At 41.8% G+C, this 18,087-nt stretch carries 21 protein-coding genes; all 21 read right to left on the reverse strand.

Translation table 11 applies throughout. The features are described from left to right. Nucleotides 1-6 precede the first annotated feature (6 nt). The 21 genes from dinG to MFF31_RS19715 all read right to left on the reverse strand — a co-directional run bounded on the left by dinG (nt 7) and on the right by MFF31_RS19715 (nt 18,037). Nucleotides 7-2,907 carry an ATP-dependent DNA helicase DinG gene (gene dinG / locus MFF31_RS19615; protein ID WP_238190220.1) on the reverse strand — a complete coding sequence of 967 codons (2,901 nt, stop codon included), beginning with the start codon at nt 2,905-2,907 and terminating at the stop codon, nt 7-9. A gap of 16 nt (nt 2,908-2,923) precedes the next feature. Beyond that, nucleotides 2,924-3,661: a tetratricopeptide repeat protein gene (locus MFF31_RS19620; protein ID WP_238190222.1), complete on the reverse strand. Its 738-nt coding sequence runs from the start codon at nt 3,659-3,661 to the stop codon at nt 2,924-2,926. A gap of 151 nt (nt 3,662-3,812) precedes the next feature. Then, the gene (panD, locus tag MFF31_RS19625; protein ID WP_238190224.1) at nt 3,813-4,196 is read right to left on the reverse strand and encodes an aspartate 1-decarboxylase; all 384 of its coding nucleotides are present in this window, start codon (nt 4,194-4,196) and stop codon (nt 3,813-3,815) included. Beyond that, nucleotides 4,189-5,073, reverse strand: coding sequence for a pantoate--beta-alanine ligase (panC, locus tag MFF31_RS19630; RefSeq protein ID WP_238190226.1), 885 nt, complete (start codon nt 5,071-5,073; stop codon nt 4,189-4,191). The genes panD and panC overlap by 8 nt, the downstream gene beginning before the upstream one ends. Then, nucleotides 5,070-5,987, reverse strand: coding sequence for a 3-methyl-2-oxobutanoate hydroxymethyltransferase (gene panB, locus MFF31_RS19635; RefSeq protein WP_238190228.1), 918 nt, complete (start codon nt 5,985-5,987; stop codon nt 5,070-5,072). The genes panC and panB overlap by 4 nt, the downstream gene beginning before the upstream one ends. A 259-nt stretch (nt 5,988-6,246) precedes the next feature. After that, nucleotides 6,247-7,230 (reverse strand): biotin--[acetyl-CoA-carboxylase] ligase, encoded by a 984-nt coding sequence (locus MFF31_RS19640; protein WP_238190230.1) that lies wholly within the window; start codon nt 7,228-7,230, stop codon nt 6,247-6,249. After that, on the reverse strand, nt 7,223-8,521 hold the full coding sequence (locus MFF31_RS19645; protein ID WP_238190232.1) for a CCA tRNA nucleotidyltransferase: 1,299 nt from the start codon (nt 8,519-8,521) through the stop codon (nt 7,223-7,225). The genes MFF31_RS19640 and MFF31_RS19645 overlap by 8 nt, the downstream gene beginning before the upstream one ends. Nucleotides 8,522-8,577: 56 nt before the next feature. Beyond that, nucleotides 8,578-9,738, reverse strand: coding sequence for an N-acetyl-alpha-D-glucosaminyl L-malate synthase BshA (bshA, locus tag MFF31_RS19650; protein WP_238190234.1), 1,161 nt, complete (start codon nt 9,736-9,738; stop codon nt 8,578-8,580). A 64-nt stretch (nt 9,739-9,802) separates the two neighbouring features. Next, nucleotides 9,803-10,495, reverse strand: coding sequence for a bacillithiol biosynthesis deacetylase BshB1 (gene bshB1 / locus MFF31_RS19655; RefSeq protein ID WP_238190236.1), 693 nt, complete (start codon nt 10,493-10,495; stop codon nt 9,803-9,805). Then, entirely contained in the window at nt 10,495-10,917 is a 423-nt protein-coding gene (locus MFF31_RS19660) for a methylglyoxal synthase (RefSeq protein WP_238190238.1), read from the reverse strand. Before MFF31_RS19660 ends, bshB1 begins: the two co-directional genes overlap by 1 nt. A 39-nt stretch (nt 10,918-10,956) precedes the next feature. After that, nucleotides 10,957-11,769: a 4-hydroxy-tetrahydrodipicolinate reductase gene (dapB, locus tag MFF31_RS19665; protein ID WP_238190239.1), complete on the reverse strand. Its 813-nt coding sequence runs from the start codon at nt 11,767-11,769 to the stop codon at nt 10,957-10,959. A gap of 10 nt (nt 11,770-11,779) precedes the next feature. Further along, on the reverse strand, nt 11,780-12,313 hold the full coding sequence (locus MFF31_RS19670; RefSeq protein ID WP_238190241.1) for a tetratricopeptide repeat protein: 534 nt from the start codon (nt 12,311-12,313) through the stop codon (nt 11,780-11,782). 54 nt (nt 12,314-12,367) lie between these two features. Beyond that, the gene (locus MFF31_RS19675; protein ID WP_238190243.1) at nt 12,368-12,703 is read right to left on the reverse strand and encodes a nucleotide pyrophosphohydrolase; all 336 of its coding nucleotides are present in this window, start codon (nt 12,701-12,703) and stop codon (nt 12,368-12,370) included. Nucleotides 12,704-12,796: 93 nt separating this feature from the next. Next, nucleotides 12,797-13,675, reverse strand: a complete 879-nt coding sequence (locus MFF31_RS19680; protein WP_238190245.1) for a sporulation protein YpjB — start codon at nt 13,673-13,675, stop codon at nt 12,797-12,799. A 22-nt stretch (nt 13,676-13,697) separates the two neighbouring features. Next, nucleotides 13,698-14,372, reverse strand: coding sequence for a DUF1405 domain-containing protein (locus MFF31_RS19685; RefSeq protein WP_238190248.1), 675 nt, complete (start codon nt 14,370-14,372; stop codon nt 13,698-13,700). A 73-nt stretch (nt 14,373-14,445) separates the two neighbouring features. Then, entirely contained in the window at nt 14,446-15,306 is an 861-nt protein-coding gene (locus tag MFF31_RS19690; protein WP_238192154.1) for a menaquinol-cytochrome c reductase cytochrome b/c subunit, read from the reverse strand. A 19-nt stretch (nt 15,307-15,325) separates the two neighbouring features. Beyond that, nucleotides 15,326-15,997 (reverse strand): menaquinol-cytochrome c reductase cytochrome b subunit, encoded by a 672-nt coding sequence (qcrB, locus tag MFF31_RS19695; RefSeq protein WP_238190249.1) that lies wholly within the window; start codon nt 15,995-15,997, stop codon nt 15,326-15,328. A 16-nt stretch (nt 15,998-16,013) separates the two neighbouring features. Further along, on the reverse strand, nt 16,014-16,544 hold the full coding sequence (locus tag MFF31_RS19700; protein ID WP_238190250.1) for a QcrA and Rieske domain-containing protein: 531 nt from the start codon (nt 16,542-16,544) through the stop codon (nt 16,014-16,016). Nucleotides 16,545-16,785: 241 nt separating this feature from the next. Further along, nucleotides 16,786-17,208, reverse strand: coding sequence for a DUF2487 family protein (locus MFF31_RS19705; protein WP_238190251.1), 423 nt, complete (start codon nt 17,206-17,208; stop codon nt 16,786-16,788). 120 nt (nt 17,209-17,328) lie between these two features. Further along, on the reverse strand, nt 17,329-17,508 hold the full coding sequence (locus MFF31_RS19710; RefSeq protein ID WP_238190252.1) for an IDEAL domain-containing protein: 180 nt from the start codon (nt 17,506-17,508) through the stop codon (nt 17,329-17,331). Nucleotides 17,509-17,530: 22 nt separating this feature from the next. Beyond that, on the reverse strand, nt 17,531-18,037 hold the full coding sequence (locus MFF31_RS19715; RefSeq protein WP_238190253.1) for a gamma carbonic anhydrase family protein: 507 nt from the start codon (nt 18,035-18,037) through the stop codon (nt 17,531-17,533). Nucleotides 18,038-18,087 lie beyond the last annotated feature (50 nt).

The raw sequence follows: 18,087 nt of genomic DNA on the forward strand, positions 1-18,087 counted from the left end.
CGAGCCCTACTCCCCCTTCGTGCTCGGCGCTTGTAGTTCGGAAGTCGGTTTTCCGCTATCCGCCAGCCATTCTTGCATTCGTGTTACCATTTGATCCGTATGCATCGATTCGATCTTTGGTCCAGGTAATGAGTACAAAAAATGTTTGCCATAATAAGTTTCGATGACTCTTGTATCATAAATGATAACAATGCCTTTGTCTTGCGAAGTTCTTACTAAACGGCCGAAGCCTTGTTTAAATCGAATAACTGCTTGCGGAATAGATAATTTCATAAACGGATTTTGCCCTTGTCTCTTAAGCATTTCCGACTTCGCTTCAACAAGCGGATGATTGGGAGGTTGGAACGGCAAGCGTACGATGGCAAGACAGATCAAACCTTCACCAGGGATGTCTACCCCTTCCCAGAAACTACTTGTTCCGAGCAAAACCGATTGTGGCTGCTGTAAAAATCGTCTTGTAAGTTTTGTTCGGTTGCTGCTATCTATTCCTTGACCTAATATGCCGATTCCAATTTCTTCTAACTTTTGTTTCAATGGATCATATACTTGCTTAAGCAGTTTATACGATGTAAACAAAACAAGCATTCTTCCCTTAGTCTCATTCGCTGAATCCGCGATTGAAACAACTAACTTCTGCAAATAATCATCGTCCACATAAGCACCTTTCAGAACAGGGAAATCACGTGGAATAACAACTAATGCTTGCTCTCGATAATTAAACGGTGAAGCGAGTTGAACTGTTCGCAGTTTGCCCTGAGCCTCATAACCAGTCAATCCAAGCTGTTCTTCCGCATATTGAAATGACTTTTGAACCGTAAGTGTAGCTGATGTTAGAATAATACTTTCCTTCACATCGAAAAAGTATTTTTGGAGCTGCTCGCTAACATCCACAGGTGCCGCATATAGCTGTACTGATCGAAACCGATATGCTGCGCTGGCTTCTATCCAATAAACGAATTGAGGGCTATCCAGCTTCGTTAGAAGTCGAAGTTCATCCTTAACTCTTCCTAGATCACGAAGTGCCCCGTTTAGATCTGTAATCGTTGCTTGAACAGTAAGCTCATCGACTCGATCTTTGATGTCATTCATCATCTTTTCCGCCGTTTTTATGACTCTTGCTAATTCTACATGTATATTCCCTTCAACAGTGACAACTTCCTCCCAACCATCAGGAACTGTAGATGAAGTTAAACGTTTCACAAGCGACCCCGTATCCGTCATACCTTCTGCTCCACTTGCAGCAAAGTTGTACAACATTTCGAACAGTTTATCCCAATGCTCTTTTATTTCTTGAAAAATAGGGATAATGGTTTCAATTGTTTCTATCCATGACTGTACATGATCATCATCTTCTTGCTCCAATTTATAACGAAGCGATGGGAGTAAGCCAGTTCGATTATCCTTGTAGAGCCTTACAATAGCCTGCACCAATGTAAAATAATTCACTTGCATCCCAAGATGTTTCCCAGCAACTTCTTCAACATGATGTGCTTCATCAATAACAAGATTCATATATGTTGGAAGTAATCGATGATCTGCTTGAACATCTGTAAATAACATCGAATGATTCGTAATACAAACATCAGCCAAATTTGCCTCATGTTTCGCACGATGATAATAGCAGCGCTTGAACCAAGGACAGGCACGATTCAAGCAGGAATCCGCATCACTTGATACCGTTCCCCAGAAATCGGCTCCCCTGCTGCCGAAGTTAAGCTCTTCCTGGTCACCCGTTTCTGTCTCGCTTAACCAGACAACCATCTGAGCTGCTGTAATGGAATCTTCGATTGGCGAAACCATATCTCCGACATTTATTTTCCCCTCAAACTTTCTTAAACAAAGGTAATTGCCTCGTCCTTTGAATATTGATGCTCTGAAGGGAAACGGCAGCACATCTCCTAATAAAGGGAGATCACGTTGCCTAAGCTGTTCTTGCAAGTTGATCGTATGTGTACTTACGACAATTTTGCTATTGCTTTGAATGCTGTAATATAGTGCAGGAATTAAATAGCCAAGTGACTTTCCTGTTCCTGTTCCTGCTTCTATAAGTAAATGTTTATCGGAGCTGAGAGCGTCATAAACTTCATTAAACATCGTTGTTTGCGCTTCACGCTCTTCATAATTTTCGAATTTGGTTTGAAATCGTTCTTTAATTTCCGCTAAATATTGCTCAAAAGACATTTCTGCAAGTGGATTTTCTGATGGGCTTATCCCATCACCCCGCGGATGTTTTTCTTCAGACCATTCCCGCGCTTTAAGCGCAAATTGCCGATAATAATCATATTCATTGGAATCGAATACAGTATCTTGTTCGATGCGTTTCTCCGTTTGTTTCAAGAACCAGTGTAGATCCTTACTCTCGTCAATTAACGCAGACAGCCGCTGCACAGTTAGCAGCGGCATCGAGCGAAGTTTTCCTACAAGTTCAATGAAAATCTGAGCGGTCGCCATCGCATCACTGTCAGCTTGATGATGCTGGTGATTTGCGATGCCGAATTGCTCTGCTACAGCGCCTAACTGGTAAGTTGTTATCGACGGATACATGATCCGTAGAAGCTCAACAGTGTCCAACCTTCGGCCTGTAAACGGCATATAACCTGAGCGATCAAGCGCTTGGTTTAAGAAACCAGCATCGAAGCCAACATTATGCGCTACAAGTACTGCATCGTCGAGCAAAGGAATAAGCTGGAGCAGCACTTCATTCAGCTCCGGCGAATCCTTTACCATCGATTCGTCAATGCCCGTCAATTGCGTAATAAAAGGCGGAATGGGAATAGTCGGCTTAACAAATGAGCTAAAAGTTCCAATAATTTCGAGCTGGTCAGAGACGATTACGACCCCAACCTGCAAAATATCGTCTTCAGCGCTATGTCCAGTCGTTTCTAAATCCAAAACAGCATAGTTCATTCCGTTCCCGTTCCTCTCACAAACAGCACAGCTCCGTGCTACCGAAATATAACGATAATTGCCCAGGTGTTCCTTGACAGCTTTTTAAATTATTTAATGAGTCCGTAAAAGCAGGATACACTTCATACGCTTTATTAAACAGCTTTTCTGCTTGGGCCATATTCATGTGAACTGCTTGAATGCACCCAAGGGCATTATAGCCTAAAGCGAGCCACTTCGGAAAGTCCGAAAGTACAATTAGTAGCTGAAAGTTCCGCTGTGCCTCATTCCAATTTTGCATATGCATTTGGCTCATGCCTAGAAACAAGCGGGCTAAATTACATTCTGGAGCGATGGAGACGACCTCATGGAAAAGGGTAGCAGCCCTTGAAAACATAAATAAATTATAATAACCTTGCCCCGTCTTAATCTTGTCTGCTACATCGTCAGGGATAATAAGATCTGACTCATTACATGGAACTGCTGTACTTTTTAATTCCAACGGTGTGGTCGTTTGAAGCGCTGCTTGAGGCGCCAAATGAAGAATCACCTCATCTGTTTCTTGAGACGTGACACCCTGCTCACTAAAAAGATCATTAAAGTCGGATACTTTCTCCTCAAACTGCAACCAATGCTCAATAAAGGCATCGCTCAACTTCTTTAGCTCACATACCTGTTCATTATAAATCAGTCGCTCCTGATCGGTTGCTTCTGGATATAGCTCCACGATCCCGTCGAGCATCTCGTTCATCGATGTGAACATATGCTGAAACATTCCGCATCCCGCCTTCACTTTTGAATAAGGAGTGATACGGTCATTTTTTGTTTGTCGACGTCTTTTCATTCAGCATGGCAACCGTTACATAAGACAGGTATGTTGCGTTAATTATAAATCCGTTTAATTCGTATGAATATAAACACCATTTTTACAATATTGTAGCATGAAGCTCTTCTGTCAAAAGTTGTAGCGGTTTATTATTGCTATCCAAAATGGTAATAATGGGTTTATGAGATTTGGCTTCTTCATTAGTCACTATTGAATAGGATATAATAATGACCTGATCACCAGGTTGCACTAATCTAGCTGCTGCACCATTCAAGCAAATAACGCCGGAGCCTCTTTCACCTGTAATTACATACGTTTCAAGACGAGCGCCATTATTGTTATTTACGATCTGCACCTTCTCATTTTCCAATAAATCGGCCGCATCCATCAAATCTTCATCTATCGTAATACTGCCTACATAGTTTAAATTTGCTTCAGTCACTGTTGCGCGATGGAGCTTAGACTTCATCATCGTTCTAAACATGTTGTACACCTCCGCTTGGACTTAATAAGCTATTATCAATTAATCGTGTAGTCCCAAATTTAACTGCTAATGCCAAAATAATTTGGGACTCCATCCCATTAAGAAGTTCATCTTCAATTATTGGCTGAAGAGATGGATAATGAAGCAGCTCCACATATTCGATGGTTGCTTCCTTTGCTTTCGAGATGATTGATCTAACACGGTCGAGCAGTGCTCCAGCAGACAATCCTGCTTCATGTATCCACTCATCAGCTAAATGTAATGATTGAGATAATACAACCGCCTGAGCACGCTGCTCAGCGTTCAAATAAACATTTCTTGAGCTTAATGCCAATCCATCCGGCTCTCTTATTATTTTGCAAGGTACGATCTCAACATCATAGTTAAGATCATTGACGATCTGCTCAATAACAGCAACCTGCTGTGCATCCTTCATGCCGAAATATGCACGATCTGGTTTCACAAGATTAAATAATTTGCTTACTACAAGACCTACTCCGTCGAAATGCCCTGGTCTAGTTGCACCGCATAACTGACTTGTCAATCCGCTTACCATTACTGCTGTCAATGGCTTAGAAGGATACATCTCTTCATTAGTCGGTAGAAATACGATATCGATTCCGTTTGTCTCAGCGAGCGCAAGATCCCGAGCTTCATCTCTAGGATAACGATCAAGATCTTCATTCGGACCAAATTGCATTGGATTAACATATATACTAAGTACAGATATGTCATTTGCTTCCTTCGCCAACCGAAGCAGACTACCGTGTCCTTCATGCAAATAGCCCATCGTAGGAACAAACCCTACAGACTTCCCATTTTCACGTAAATGGTTAAGATTTTTTTTAAGTTCCTCTTTGGTGCGACAAACGATCATGCAATTGGAACTCCCTTCGGCGCATTAGACGGTACATTAGTTTTCACTGCTCCTGCAGATGAATGATTTGCCCCGACACCATATAAAGACTTTGGTGAAGCTGTCTGTGCCTCAAATACATTGTTCTCCGCAGGGAAGATGCCTTCTTTCACTTCACTTACATAAGATTCAATTGCTTGACGAATAGTCGTACCTATATCGGCGTAAGATTTCACAAATCTCTTTTCAAAATATGGGGATGAATATTGTAATAAATCATGATAAACAAGTACCTGTCCATCGCAGCTTCTGCCTGCCCCAATTCCTATTGTAGGAATCGTAAGCGCTTCACTAATTGCCGTACCAAGCGATTCAGTAACAAGCTCAATTACGATGCTGAATGCTCCAGCTTTTTCTAATGCAAGTGCATCATCCATTAAACGTTGTGCATCTTTTTCCGATCTGCCCTGCACTTTGTAGCCTCCAAGTTGATGAACCGATTGAGGTGTTACCCCAATATGCCCCATTACAGGAATTCCGGCTTGTACAAGTGCTTCTACATCAGCAGCAATTTCTGCACCGCCTTCAAGCTTTACAGCTTGTGCACCGCCTTGCTGCATAATTTTCGCTGCATTAAGCAGCGTTGCTTCACGACTTGCTCCATATGTCATAAACGGCATATCCGTTACAATAAACGTATTTGTAGCTGCTCTAGCCACTACCCTCGAATGATAAATCATATCCTCAATCGTTACAGGTATCGTCGTCTCATAACCTAAAACGACATTCCCGAGCGAGTCACCCACCAAAATAACATCAATTCCTGCCTCTTCTGCAAGCTTCGCGGACGGATAATCATATGCCGTCAGCACGGAAATCGCATTGCGGTCCTGCTTCATCTTCTGCAGGCTTGAGATCGTCAGTCGTTTCCTCATTAGCTTCAACCCCTTTTAGACTATTTTAAACACAAAAAAACCTTTTAGCCGCTGCTAGAAAGGTCCTCGAACGAAAAAGGAAACGATTGCTTGTTGTGCTTCCTCCTGTCTCGGTCCCTACGGCTCAGAGCAGAATATGCAAAACTAAACTTTACCACCATTTTTTCTGCCATTATCAGTGCAGCTCCCGAAGAATACCGCCTGATAATCGTAGTGTATCAAAAAAGCACTATTTCGTAAATGCTATGCAATAAAGAAATCAATTTTCCCCTAATGGTTCGCCCATTTCAGCCGAAAATATAGCTACAATACTACCATCTTCTCGCTTTATACGAATAGCTCCACTTTCCTCTAAACCAACTGGCACGCCAACGAGCTCACCTTGCGGTGTAATAAGCTTCACTGTTTTGCCAATTGATACAGATAACGACTCCCAGAGTGCCAATATAGGTTGAAAGCCTTCTTGCTGGAACAGATCATATAACTGCTCCCAATCCTTTAGAAACTCCGCAATAATAGCCGTTCTATTGAATGCCTGCCCGCCAGCTATACGAAGGGAAGTAGCTCTACTGAATAACTCCTCCGGATAATCAGACTCTAATAAATTAACGCTAACTCCGATCCCTGCTATAATATATTTTAATCTCTCGTCTTCGGCAGCAGATTCTAATAATATTCCGCTAATTTTTTTGCCATCAATGAGCAAATCATTTGGCCACTTAATGCCAATCGGCAGATTAGTAATGCGCTTTAAGCTTCTACATAAAGCAACCGCAGTTAACAATGTAAGCTGAGGTGCACAATGTATCGGTACAGATGGGCGCATAACCATACTCATCCAAATACCTTTTCCTTGTGGCGATACCCAGCCTCTACCCATGCGGCCACGGCCACCATTTTGTTTCTCTGCGATTACTAGCGTTCCTTCTAATGCACCATCCTCAGCGAGTGACCGAGCTAAGTCCTGCGTCGATTTCACCTCTTCGAAGCAAATAATGTTCCGACCAAACCTATTCGAAGTTAATGCTTTAGTTAAAGAATTAGAATCAATTTGATCAGGTTCTTTAAGTAAGCGATATCCAAGCTTTGTAGACGCTTCGAACTCGTATCCAGCCCCTTCTAGCTTCTTAATCTGTTTCCAAATAGCTGTACGGCTAACATTCAGTTGCTGGCTCATCAGTGCCCCGGACACATATTCACCAGGATGATTTCGAAATAATTGTAATAACCATTCATTATTCATTAATAGGTACCTCTTCATTCCATTGATTTGCTAATTCGAGAAGCTTGTCCGTTTCATTACTTACTTCACCAGCAGCAGCAGACATAAGCAATCGTCTAAGCATAATACTTAACCAAGGACCTCCCTCACGCTTAAGATGGCGTTGCAATTGCGATCCCGAAATATTAAGTTCCTTAAGCGTCTTAAGTGGCATTTGATCCAATTCTAACTTCAACCGATCCAATACCACAGTATGTAGATTCGTCGCTGTTGAGCTAAAAGAGTAAGCTACTAAGAGCCATTTCGATGCAACTGTTTCTCCGTACTGAATAATCCCTTCACGCCATGTCAGCAAAAGTTTAGGTTCGTATGACTCCTCAGATAAAATGGATGCATGCAACCTCATCATATCTTGAATTAGTTTCGTTCTATTGCCAGCAAATTTTAATGCTGTCATCGTAGTTAAGGCATCCTTCTCTTCAAAGTTAAACGATAGGAATAGTGTCGCCCATTGTAGTTCAATTTCGTTTAGTTTACTGATAGAGGACAAAGCGTCACTTCTATATAAACACTTATTCTGACTTGTTAATAACTCCTTGAGCACTTCAGGCAAGGCGAGCTTGTCTTTGCAATAAGCTAATAATCCGCTTGCAGCGAGCCAATTCAGTGCTCTAAGTGGATTCTCGCTTTGAAGCATCTTATCCAACTCAGCACGAACTCTTTCCATCGCTATATGAATAAGCAATCCCTGATGTTTCTTTAACGACTTCCAAGTTGATAAAGCGGGTTTATACTTATATGCGCCCATAAACCTAACAGCTCGCAACATCCGAAGCGCATCCTCTTGGAACCGAAGATCAGCATCACCTACACATCTGAGTGTCGAATTTCTCATATCAGCAAGGCCGTTGTATGGATCGTGAAGCTCTCCATTGTCACGGAGCGCCATTGCATTCATCGTGAAATCTCTTCTAAGAAGATCGTTGTCCAAACTACTTATAAACAATACTTGTTTCGGCTTTCTATGAGCTTCATATTGTGATTCTTCCCGATATGTTGTTACTTCATAATGTATGCCTTCAACTATTACCGTAACTGTTCCATGCTGTAATCCCGTTGGAATCGTACGCGGGAATAATTGAATTGTCTGTTCTGGCAATGCGGACGTAGCAATGTCGATATCATTAATTGGCAAATCTAAGAGCATGTCTCGAACGGCTCCACCTACGAATACCGCTTCAAAGCCATGCTCCTGTAATTGCATTAATACTGGCAATGCTGCTGTCATCGTCGCCGTCAGTTGAAATCTCACTGATACAACCTCCGTGTCAGACCAGCTGAGTCATTCTGATCTTATTTGATCGTAATTTATTCACACGCCATTACTGGCAGTTCAGCATCAATACCTAGTACCCGATAATAGATTTGTTCATATTGTGCCGTAATTGAATCATTGCAAAATACGTTTCTTGCTCTATGCAAACAAGCTTGCTTAAATTGTTCATGTAATGCTTCATCGGTTAACAACTTAATCGCATTTGCCGACATTTCTTCGACGTCTCCAATAGCGGATAAATATCCTGTTTCACCGCTCGTGACAAGCTCAGGAATACCACCTGCATTAGATCCGATTGTTGGTACACCGCAAGCCATCGCTTCTAAAGCAACAAGCCCAAAGCTTTCTTTCTCTGATGGCAGCAACAATAAATCAGCAAGTGAAATCATTTGTGCTACATCCTCTTGCTTACCTAAGAAATGAACACGTTCCTCAAGCCCTAGACTCTTAATTCTATATTGCATCTTTGAAAGTTCTGGGCCTTCACCTACAAATAGAAGCTTAGAGCGAACTTGTTTCGATACACGTTCGAATATGTCAATAACATCACAGACACGTTTTACCGGTCTGAAGTTGGAAATATGCATCAATATTTTTTCATCAGGTTCAGCGAAATCGGCCCGCAGCGACTTAACTTCCCTTGGATAGTAGACCCGTTTATCAACAAAATTATAAGTCAAATCAATTGGCGTCATTATATCAAGCAATTGTCTCGTTTCTTGAATTAAATCTTTAGAAACAGCCGTAACCGCATCACTTTTGTGTATAGCTAAACGGATTAAATCTTTTAGAGACTCATCCTGAGCAAGCACAGTTATATCAGTACCATGAAGTGTCGTCACCGTTTTTAAACCATCACCAATCATTTCTTTGGCCAAATATGCGCAAACAGCGTGCGGAACAGCATAATGTACATGAAGCAAGTCCAGCTTCTGCATCTTTGCAACTTGAGCCATTTTGCTTGCTAGTGATAAATCATAAGGCGGATAACGGAATACATAATAATCATTGACTTCTACTTCGTGGAAAAATATATTTTTATGAAATTTACCTAAACGAAACGGAATGCTATGTGTAATAAAATGAATTTCATGCCCGCGTTCAGCGAGCAGTTTTCCTAGTTCAGTAGCAACTACACCTGAACCGCCTAATGTCGGATAACAGGTTATGCCAATTTTCAGCTTTCTAGTCACTCAGGATGCACCTCCCACTCAAGTGGTATCTATATATGTTATTCGATACAGGTTGTACTTTTTGTCAAAATAATGAAACATTAAAAGGACGCTTAATAGCAAAGCCTTCTGCATAGGCATATCCACTGCTGTTGCCGAGCAAAAAATCTCTAGCTTCAACACGAGCCAAATAGCCGTTAGTGAGTGGAGTTTCAACAGAATCCTTAGTTGCAGTAGGATCAAATTGCGATTGATAAGCTTTAAGAGCTGCTTGTTTTGTAGCATATACCTCACTAATATCAACGGTTAATGAAACCGCATCCACGTCATTTATGTAATAATAGATCAACTGTTCTACCTTTACAATAGGAAGTTGGGGCAAATAATTGCGCAGCTTTGCATTAAATACGGCCTCTTCGATCAATTTACTAGTCATCACATGGTCGGGATGACGATCGACCCAATATGGAGCGAATACGATTCGTGGACGCCAGCGTCTTATCTCCTCAACAATCTTTTCAATTGTGCTGCGGTTAGACTCCAATCCACGATCGGGCAATCCTAGATTTGTACGTGCATATAAACCAAGCACCGAAGATGCATGGGCAGCCTCCTGCTGCCTTAGCTCCACGGTGCCATTAGATGACATCTCCGAAAGGGTCAAATCACATACAACTACCCTATAACCCTCTTGCACATGCTTAGCAATCGTTCCACCCATACCGATCTCAGCATCATCCGCATGTGCACCAAACACGAGTATATCAATTGATTCCATTACTCCAACGCTCCTGGCTTATATTTATGGACAAGTTCACGCCATGCGAAATCGCCCCGTTCAACTGCTTTCACTAGTACTTCTGCCGTTGCAATATTCGTTGCAACAGGTATACCTTGTACATCACAAAGTCGAAGCAACGCGATAATATCTGGCTCGTGAGGCTGTGCCATCAATGGATCACGAAGGAAAATGATAAGATCCATCACATTTTCTGCAACTAATGCCCCGATCTGTTGATCTCCACCAAGTGGTCCAGACATAAATCGATGAATGGACAGGCTTGTCTGTTCCATAATTCTCGTACCTGTCGTTCCAGTGGAAAATAATGTGTGTGGTATGAACACATGTTCATATGCGATAACAAAATTAACTAGCTCGTCCTTTTTTCGATCATGTGCGATAAATGCGATATTCAACATGTCGTTCCCCTCTTCTGCTGTCAAATCATGCAGCTGTAGTTAGTCCATAATATGCTCAAAACCGTATATTAATCCACTATACGTCATTACCTTCTTTACCGCTACATTGACACCAGGCATGTAACCAGCTCGGTCATAGGAATCATGACGAATCTTTAAAGTTTGTCCATAACCGCCAAATACAACCTCCTGCTGAGCAAATACACCTGGAAGTCTTACACTATGTATTCTAAAACCGTTATAATATCCGCCTCTTGCACCTTCAACTGTTTCTTCTTCTTTTGGGTTTCCTTGTCTAAGCTCTTGACGCACTTGAGAAATAAGCTCAGCTGTTTTAATTGAAGTACCTGATGGTGCGTCCAGTTTTTGGTCACCATGATACTCAATAATTTCAACATGAGGCAAATATTTAGACGCTTGTGCTGCAAATTTCATCATAAGAATAGCTCCGATGGAGAAGTTTGGTGCGATTAAGCCACCGATACCTTTTTCCTTACATAGCTCGTCCAGTTCTTCGATTTGTTCTGGAGTAAACCCTGTTGTTCCAATAATTGGACGTACTCCGTATTCAATTGAAGTTCTTGTGTTACTGTATGCAGCTTGAGGTACCGTGAAGTCAACAAGGACATCCGCTTTAGCACTACTTAGCGCTTCTTCAAGTGTACTACTTACGATTACACCAGTATTCGGCTTACCTGCAAAAATTCCAGCATCAACAGGACCAGATGAAGGATTCACGGCAGCGACTAGCTGAAGAGACTCATCCTCTAGTACCATCTTAACAACTTCTCTTCCCATTCTTCCACCCGCACCAGTTATAGCTACTCTAATAGGTTGTGTCGACATCGTCATCACCTTTTCCTCATTTTCGTCTCATCGTGGAGCGAATCCGCTCCATACGTCTTTTGCGACTAATATCCGCAAACAATCTTCGAGCAGCAGAATGCTGAGGATCGAGACGTAATGCTTCACGTGCGTGTTCAATTGCCTCATCAAGAAAACCAACTGTCGAACAAACGATAGCTAGTGTATAAAATGCATCAAAGCAAATAGGATCCAAAATAATTGCTTGTCGTAATAGCTCTGCTGCTTGTAATAAATTGGGCGATGCTTCATTAATCAAGCCATTAGCTTCTACTAAAAGCAGACGAGCTTGAATTAATCCAGAATGATATCGATATTCCTCGTTATCTGGCTCAAGCATTTCGGCTACATCGCCATAGACTTTTGCTTTTGACCATTTCCCGCTCCGTGCACACGAAACAGCACATTTATGATAATAGCTTGCATTATTTGGTTCGGTCGCAATAGCCTGCTCAAACCAAAAAATCGCACCTTCAAAATCGTTATTAAAAATAAATTCATACGCTTTCCTAATACATGATTCCCCATCCATATGCCCATCCTCCTTGTACAGGGGTTGATGGTACAGCATATGTTGAGAGCTTGCTTACAGTTCTTCCTCTTTTTTCGTCCACCGATTTGCATCTCGCGTATTAAATTTATGCATCACTTTATTATGTGCTTCCGTCAAATCAATTTGCAGTGAGTTAGCAAAACAAGATAATATAAATAAAATATCACCAAGCTCCATCTCGACTGAGTTTTCTGCCTCTTCGACTTTTTTCGGTTTTTCACCGTAGTAATGATTAACTTCTCGGGCAAGCTCACCAACTTCTTCAGTCATTCTAGCCATTAGAGCTAACGGACTAAAGTATCCTTCTTTGAATTGGCCAATATAGTCGTCTACTTCGCGTTGTATATCTGACAATGATTTCTCCGACATCAACAAGCTCCCTCTCTATCTTTAACCGCACGCCTATATGTTACCGTATTGGCACGTACAAAATCAATAAATTTCACTTTCATAAAGTGTGTTTTATTTTAGCGATTTCACTCCGTACGGGTGTTGTTTATATTTTCTCCAGCCTGTCCAAGTCAAAACAGCCGAAATGATCGTACCAAGAAATAAAGCCCATTTCAAAGGATTAGGGGCAGCAGGTAAAACAATTGCAGGAAGCACTTGTGCATGATCAGCCGATAGGAAAATGCCTTTAATCGCAGAACTAATCCCGTCCAGCGATTCCTCAATCTTTTTATCTACTGCGCTATCATATAGTGTAAGCTTTCTTGCTTCAAGTAACCGGTTTGTATACTCTATTCTTTTCATTAATTCATTCATTCTTAGTTCATTACCAGTGAGAAGAGCAGCCGACTCAATCCTTACCGCATGTAGAGATACACTTTTCATCATTGCTTGTGCTGCTGTAAGATGATTACCTTGCCCTCTCTTCCATGCTTTATGAACCGAGGTTATATCATCAATCAATAAGTTTTCATATTGAAACCAAAGTCCATGCTTCCCTCTAACAAGTGCATCAGTACCTAAACGGATACGAACAGCATGTTCAATCCAATTGGAATTTTTATCTCCACTAGATAGCGCAGCTTGAATGAGATCTGCATCGCTAGATAAAGCAGCCCACCCTTGAGAAGTACCATATGATGTTAACATATCGTTACCGATATGTTTTTGCAGCTTTTGCATTTCTGCATAAGCCCCTTGTCTATTATTCTGATAGGCGGCGTTATATAATGCCGTAGCCGTTTCTTCCATACGGTACAGCTCCTGATATGGACTGTTAGAAAACATATATACTAAACTTCCATCAGGGCTCGCGCTGCCCCACACAGCTCCAGCTGATCCAATCGTCATAAACAAACAAATGACAAATGGTACAATAACTCGCGATTTCATGGACATCCCCCCATAGCTAAATCTATGAAGGGATGTTGGTCGATATACCAGTATTGTTGTTTACTTGTTTCGCTAATCGATAACGCAATGCAATGTATGCCGTACCAAAGCTCAGTAGCGATAAGTTAAAGGTGAACCACTTTATTGGTGTAATGTTATCTTCCAATTCGGCTGGCAATCCAGGATAAATACCATATGTGTAATCAATCATATCATTTAGCAGTAAAAACGCTAAAGCTGCGGTTAATGCCGCTGTCCCCGCCTTCATAAAGCGGAAGTACAGCAATGCTTCAAAAGCCATACCAAGATGAGAAACAATTAACATATAATGACTCCAATTAAGCACATCACCTTGTGCAGCACCTGCAATAATCATTGCAACTGCCCAAACACCATATTTTATTGACCAGACTACAGCTAGAGCCTCTACGATTACTCTTCCTGCTGTCGCAATTTTCGACGCACTTTTATATGGAAACAATAAATAAAAAATAGCTGCAGTAAAAAACAGACTAGATGTTGGTGAGTCTGGTACAAATGGTAGCATCCAAGCGGGCATATTAGCCACTGTCCATACAAGTTGGCTTTCATACCACATATATCCGTAAATCGTACCGCCTAAATTAACGATAAACAACAACCACAAAAATTGACGACTGAGCAGAAATTCGCGACTCCAGAAAAAAGATAGGTTCATGAGTTGTTCCTTTCAAAAAAAACCTGACCGCATAATACGATCAGGTTCCTTCTTATTAATGTTAGCAGTAAAACTACTGCGTTTGTTTAGACAACCAAGTTGCAATTTGGTCAATTTCTTCAGTAGATAAGTCGCCGCCGTAAGCTGGCATTGCACCGCCACCACGACCCTCAGTTACCGTAGTGACAATTTCTTCTTTAGTCATACGATTTCCTACACCAAGAAGTGCAGGGCCCATAGCACCACTTAAATCATTTGCATGACAAGACATACATTGAGATTGAATTGTCGACATAATTGGATCTTCAGGCTCAATAATTGCGGCAACTGGCTTCTTCTTAAGTGGGTTAGGACGTTCCTCACCCTTTTCGTGAGCTTCTTTAGCTTTCTCTTCACGAACATGATGCTCAGGAGTTTGTCCATTTTTCTCCAACATGTGTTGGTAATGATCCCACGATACAACTGTCAAATATACACAAGCTACAAGAGAAAGAATCATAAGAGATGAAGCAATTGGACGACGGTAGAATCTGCGCTCTTTGCCTGTATCAAGGAAAGGAGCTAACAGCAATCCGCCGAACATAATACTTGGTATGCCGATCGTTCCAAGCAGGATGTACTGCTGAGAAACGTATGGATATTTCAAAAATTGATACAAGAACAAGAAGTACCAGTCTGGCATCGGAATAAAAGCCGCGTTCGTTGGGTCCGCAGGATAACCTAGAGGAGCTGGTTCTGCTATTACCCAAACAAGGAAGCCGACAAGCACTACGCAGCCGACCATCCATTCCTTAAGCAAAAAGTTAGGAATAAAGGCTTCCGATTTTCCCGGAAATGCTGTATAGTCCGGCGGTATTTGAACACCCTTGCCCTTTTTGACACGTGTGTCGCCGACATAAACAACTTTCTCGTTCGATTTGTGACCATGAGCCATCATTTAGCCCTCCCTTCGCTTAAAGTGGTCCTGAAATACCTTGCTTCCGAATCATCAAGAAATGCGCTGCCAACATAGCGATCAAAGCGCCTGGCAAGAAGAATACGTGAATCGCGAAGAAGCGAGTCAGTGTCTGCGCACCTACAATGTCGCCTCCGTAAAGGAAGTCAGCGATGTAAGATCCGATAACTGGTACAGATGCTGCGATTTCAACCCCTACTTTAGTAGCGTAGTAAGCTTTGTTATCCCAAGGAAGCAAATAACCTGTGAAACCTAGACCTAACATAATGAAGAAAATCAGCATTCCGACAACCCAGTTCATCTCACGAGGTGCTTTGTAGGAACCAGTGAAAAACACGCGAAGAGTATGTAGGAACATCATTACTATTACTAAGCTGGCTCCGAAATGATGCATACCGCGTACGATTTGACCAAACGCAACTTGATGCTGCAAATAGTCTACGCTTGCGTAAGCGTTAATAATATCCGGAACATAGTACATGGTCAGGAACATACCCGACAAAATTTGAATTACAGTAATAAAGAACGTCAAACCACCGAAGCAATAAACAAATGCAGAGAAGTGATGTGCAGGGTTAACGTGCTCCGGCACTTCATGATCCGCTACATCTCTCCAAAGCGGCGTAATGTCAAGACGTTCGTCAATCCAGTTGTATACGCTTTTAAACATCTGCAGTACGCCCTCCTTAGCTTCTTGTATTTGCCATGATTGGTCCTAAATAAACAAATCCTTGGTCAACTTTAACTTCGTACTCGTCTAGCGGTGAATTCGCGACAGCCAAGTTTTTCCCATCGAAGGAATAACGTGCGTCGTGACAAGGGCAATCATATTCATTCTTGCCATTCGTGTTCCAGAAAATCGTACAACCCAAGTGCTTACACACCGGTGACAGTGCAAAAATCTTGCCATCTGCACCCTTCGAGATCCAAGCTACTAGCTCAGGCTCACTTTCATACCATCCATCAACTTGATGAATTTTGAATTTGAACTCCTGTGGTTCTGTTGTAATCTTGCTCTCTTCTACAACTTTAACCAAGTTTCCTGTACCCTTTTTCACTAACAGTGGGTCCACTGCAAAACGTACCATCGGCAATACCGCGCCACCCATCATAAAAGCAGTTGTGCCGCCAAGCGTATATGACAAAAATTGACGCCGGGACATTTCTTTGCGCTGAACCGGTCGGTGCTCCGTCTCGTGTTGTTCATGATTACTCATCTTCTGTTCTAACCCCCTTTGCCAACCATATCTTGCGTCTTGCCGCACAGCAAAAACACATGACGAACTAGGACATAACTTATAATAGCTTAGGTGCTTAGGAGCGTCAAGAATATGGCCCGATTTTTGCGACATTATGGAAATATCGTTCATCAATTTGTTAGGATTTTGTCACATTTGACCTGCTATGGCATTTGTTTTGCCCTTTTTTCGGACGAATTATACGGAATCAATGTAATTATCATACATTTTTCCCGTTCCATAGGTTACGAATGTGACCCGCTATTTCTTCTTGTGACGGCACGTTTCCATCTTGGTCAGGTTTGATTATTAAATCTGCATTTTCACACTGAATGGACAAGGTGCTTTTTGCTGTAATCAGAATAACAAACTTGAAACCCGATCGTTTCAGATTACTGCACCATTCCTCTAACATGGAATTAAAGCTGATTCCACTAGACACATAATGGCATGCAGGAAACGTAACGACTCGCCCTTTAAATGGCAGCTCAACTAAATCCATAATGTCTCTTAGGCTTTCCAAACATTCAGTAGCTTCAAACGGAGCTTCAAGCCCGTTCATTCCCGTGACTGGCAATAGGCATGTATCTAAATAAGGCTTTAGCTCGTCCCATTGATCATTTGTAATATCGCTAAACTTCATCTTTTTCCCCCCATGACAATGTTGCAAGTATCAACTTTTTTATATTACAAAAAAAAGCTTCCGAATGCTAGACTAGGACTTCTCAGTCCGCTACTAGCAAGGAAGCTTCTTATCACACAATTATTTAAGCTCATTCAACTGCTTAACAAGTCTGTGGAACGTATCCTCATCACCTGAAGCAAGTGCATCGTCAATTGCACTGTTTAATTGATTTGTTTGAAATTTAAGCACCGCTTCATCAAGTACAAGTTCCGCGACCAAACCCAACATTGCTTCATAGGTCACTTTCATTTTATCCATAGGATACACCTCCACACCGGCGTTAAGAGATCCCATACTCGATTCCTTTCGTCACATAGCTCTCCATCGTCTTTCTCATGCGTTGCAAATCATCCTCTGTCAACTCTCTTACGACTTTGGCAGGTGTTCCGAGAGAAAGTGTATAGGATGGTATTTTCTTATTCTCTGTAACAATCGAACCGGCTCCTATTAAAGCATATTCACCAATGTCTGCGCCGTTAAGTACGATTGCCCCCATTCCGATTAATGTGCCTTTGCCTATCGTACAACCGTGGATGATTGCACTATGTCCGACCGATACACCATCTTCTAGAATGAGCGGTTGATTTGAATTAACATGTCCAACAACACCATCTTGAATATTACAATTGTTCCCTATTTTGATAGGTGCTAAATCTCCTCTAAGTACTGCATTGAACCAAACCGTACTATTTTCTCCAATCGTAACATCACCGATCAGTTTTGCTCCATCTGCAATGTAGCAGCTTTCATGTACAGTAGGTAATACCCCTTTGAATGGCACCAACATGAAGAATCATCTCCTTTGCCCTAGCGAATGTCTTAAGAATTGGAGTGATT

It is taken from the genome of Paenibacillus sp. L3-i20, assembly GCF_022180385.2.
Lineage (GTDB): Bacteria > Bacillota > Bacilli > Paenibacillales > Paenibacillaceae > Pristimantibacillus.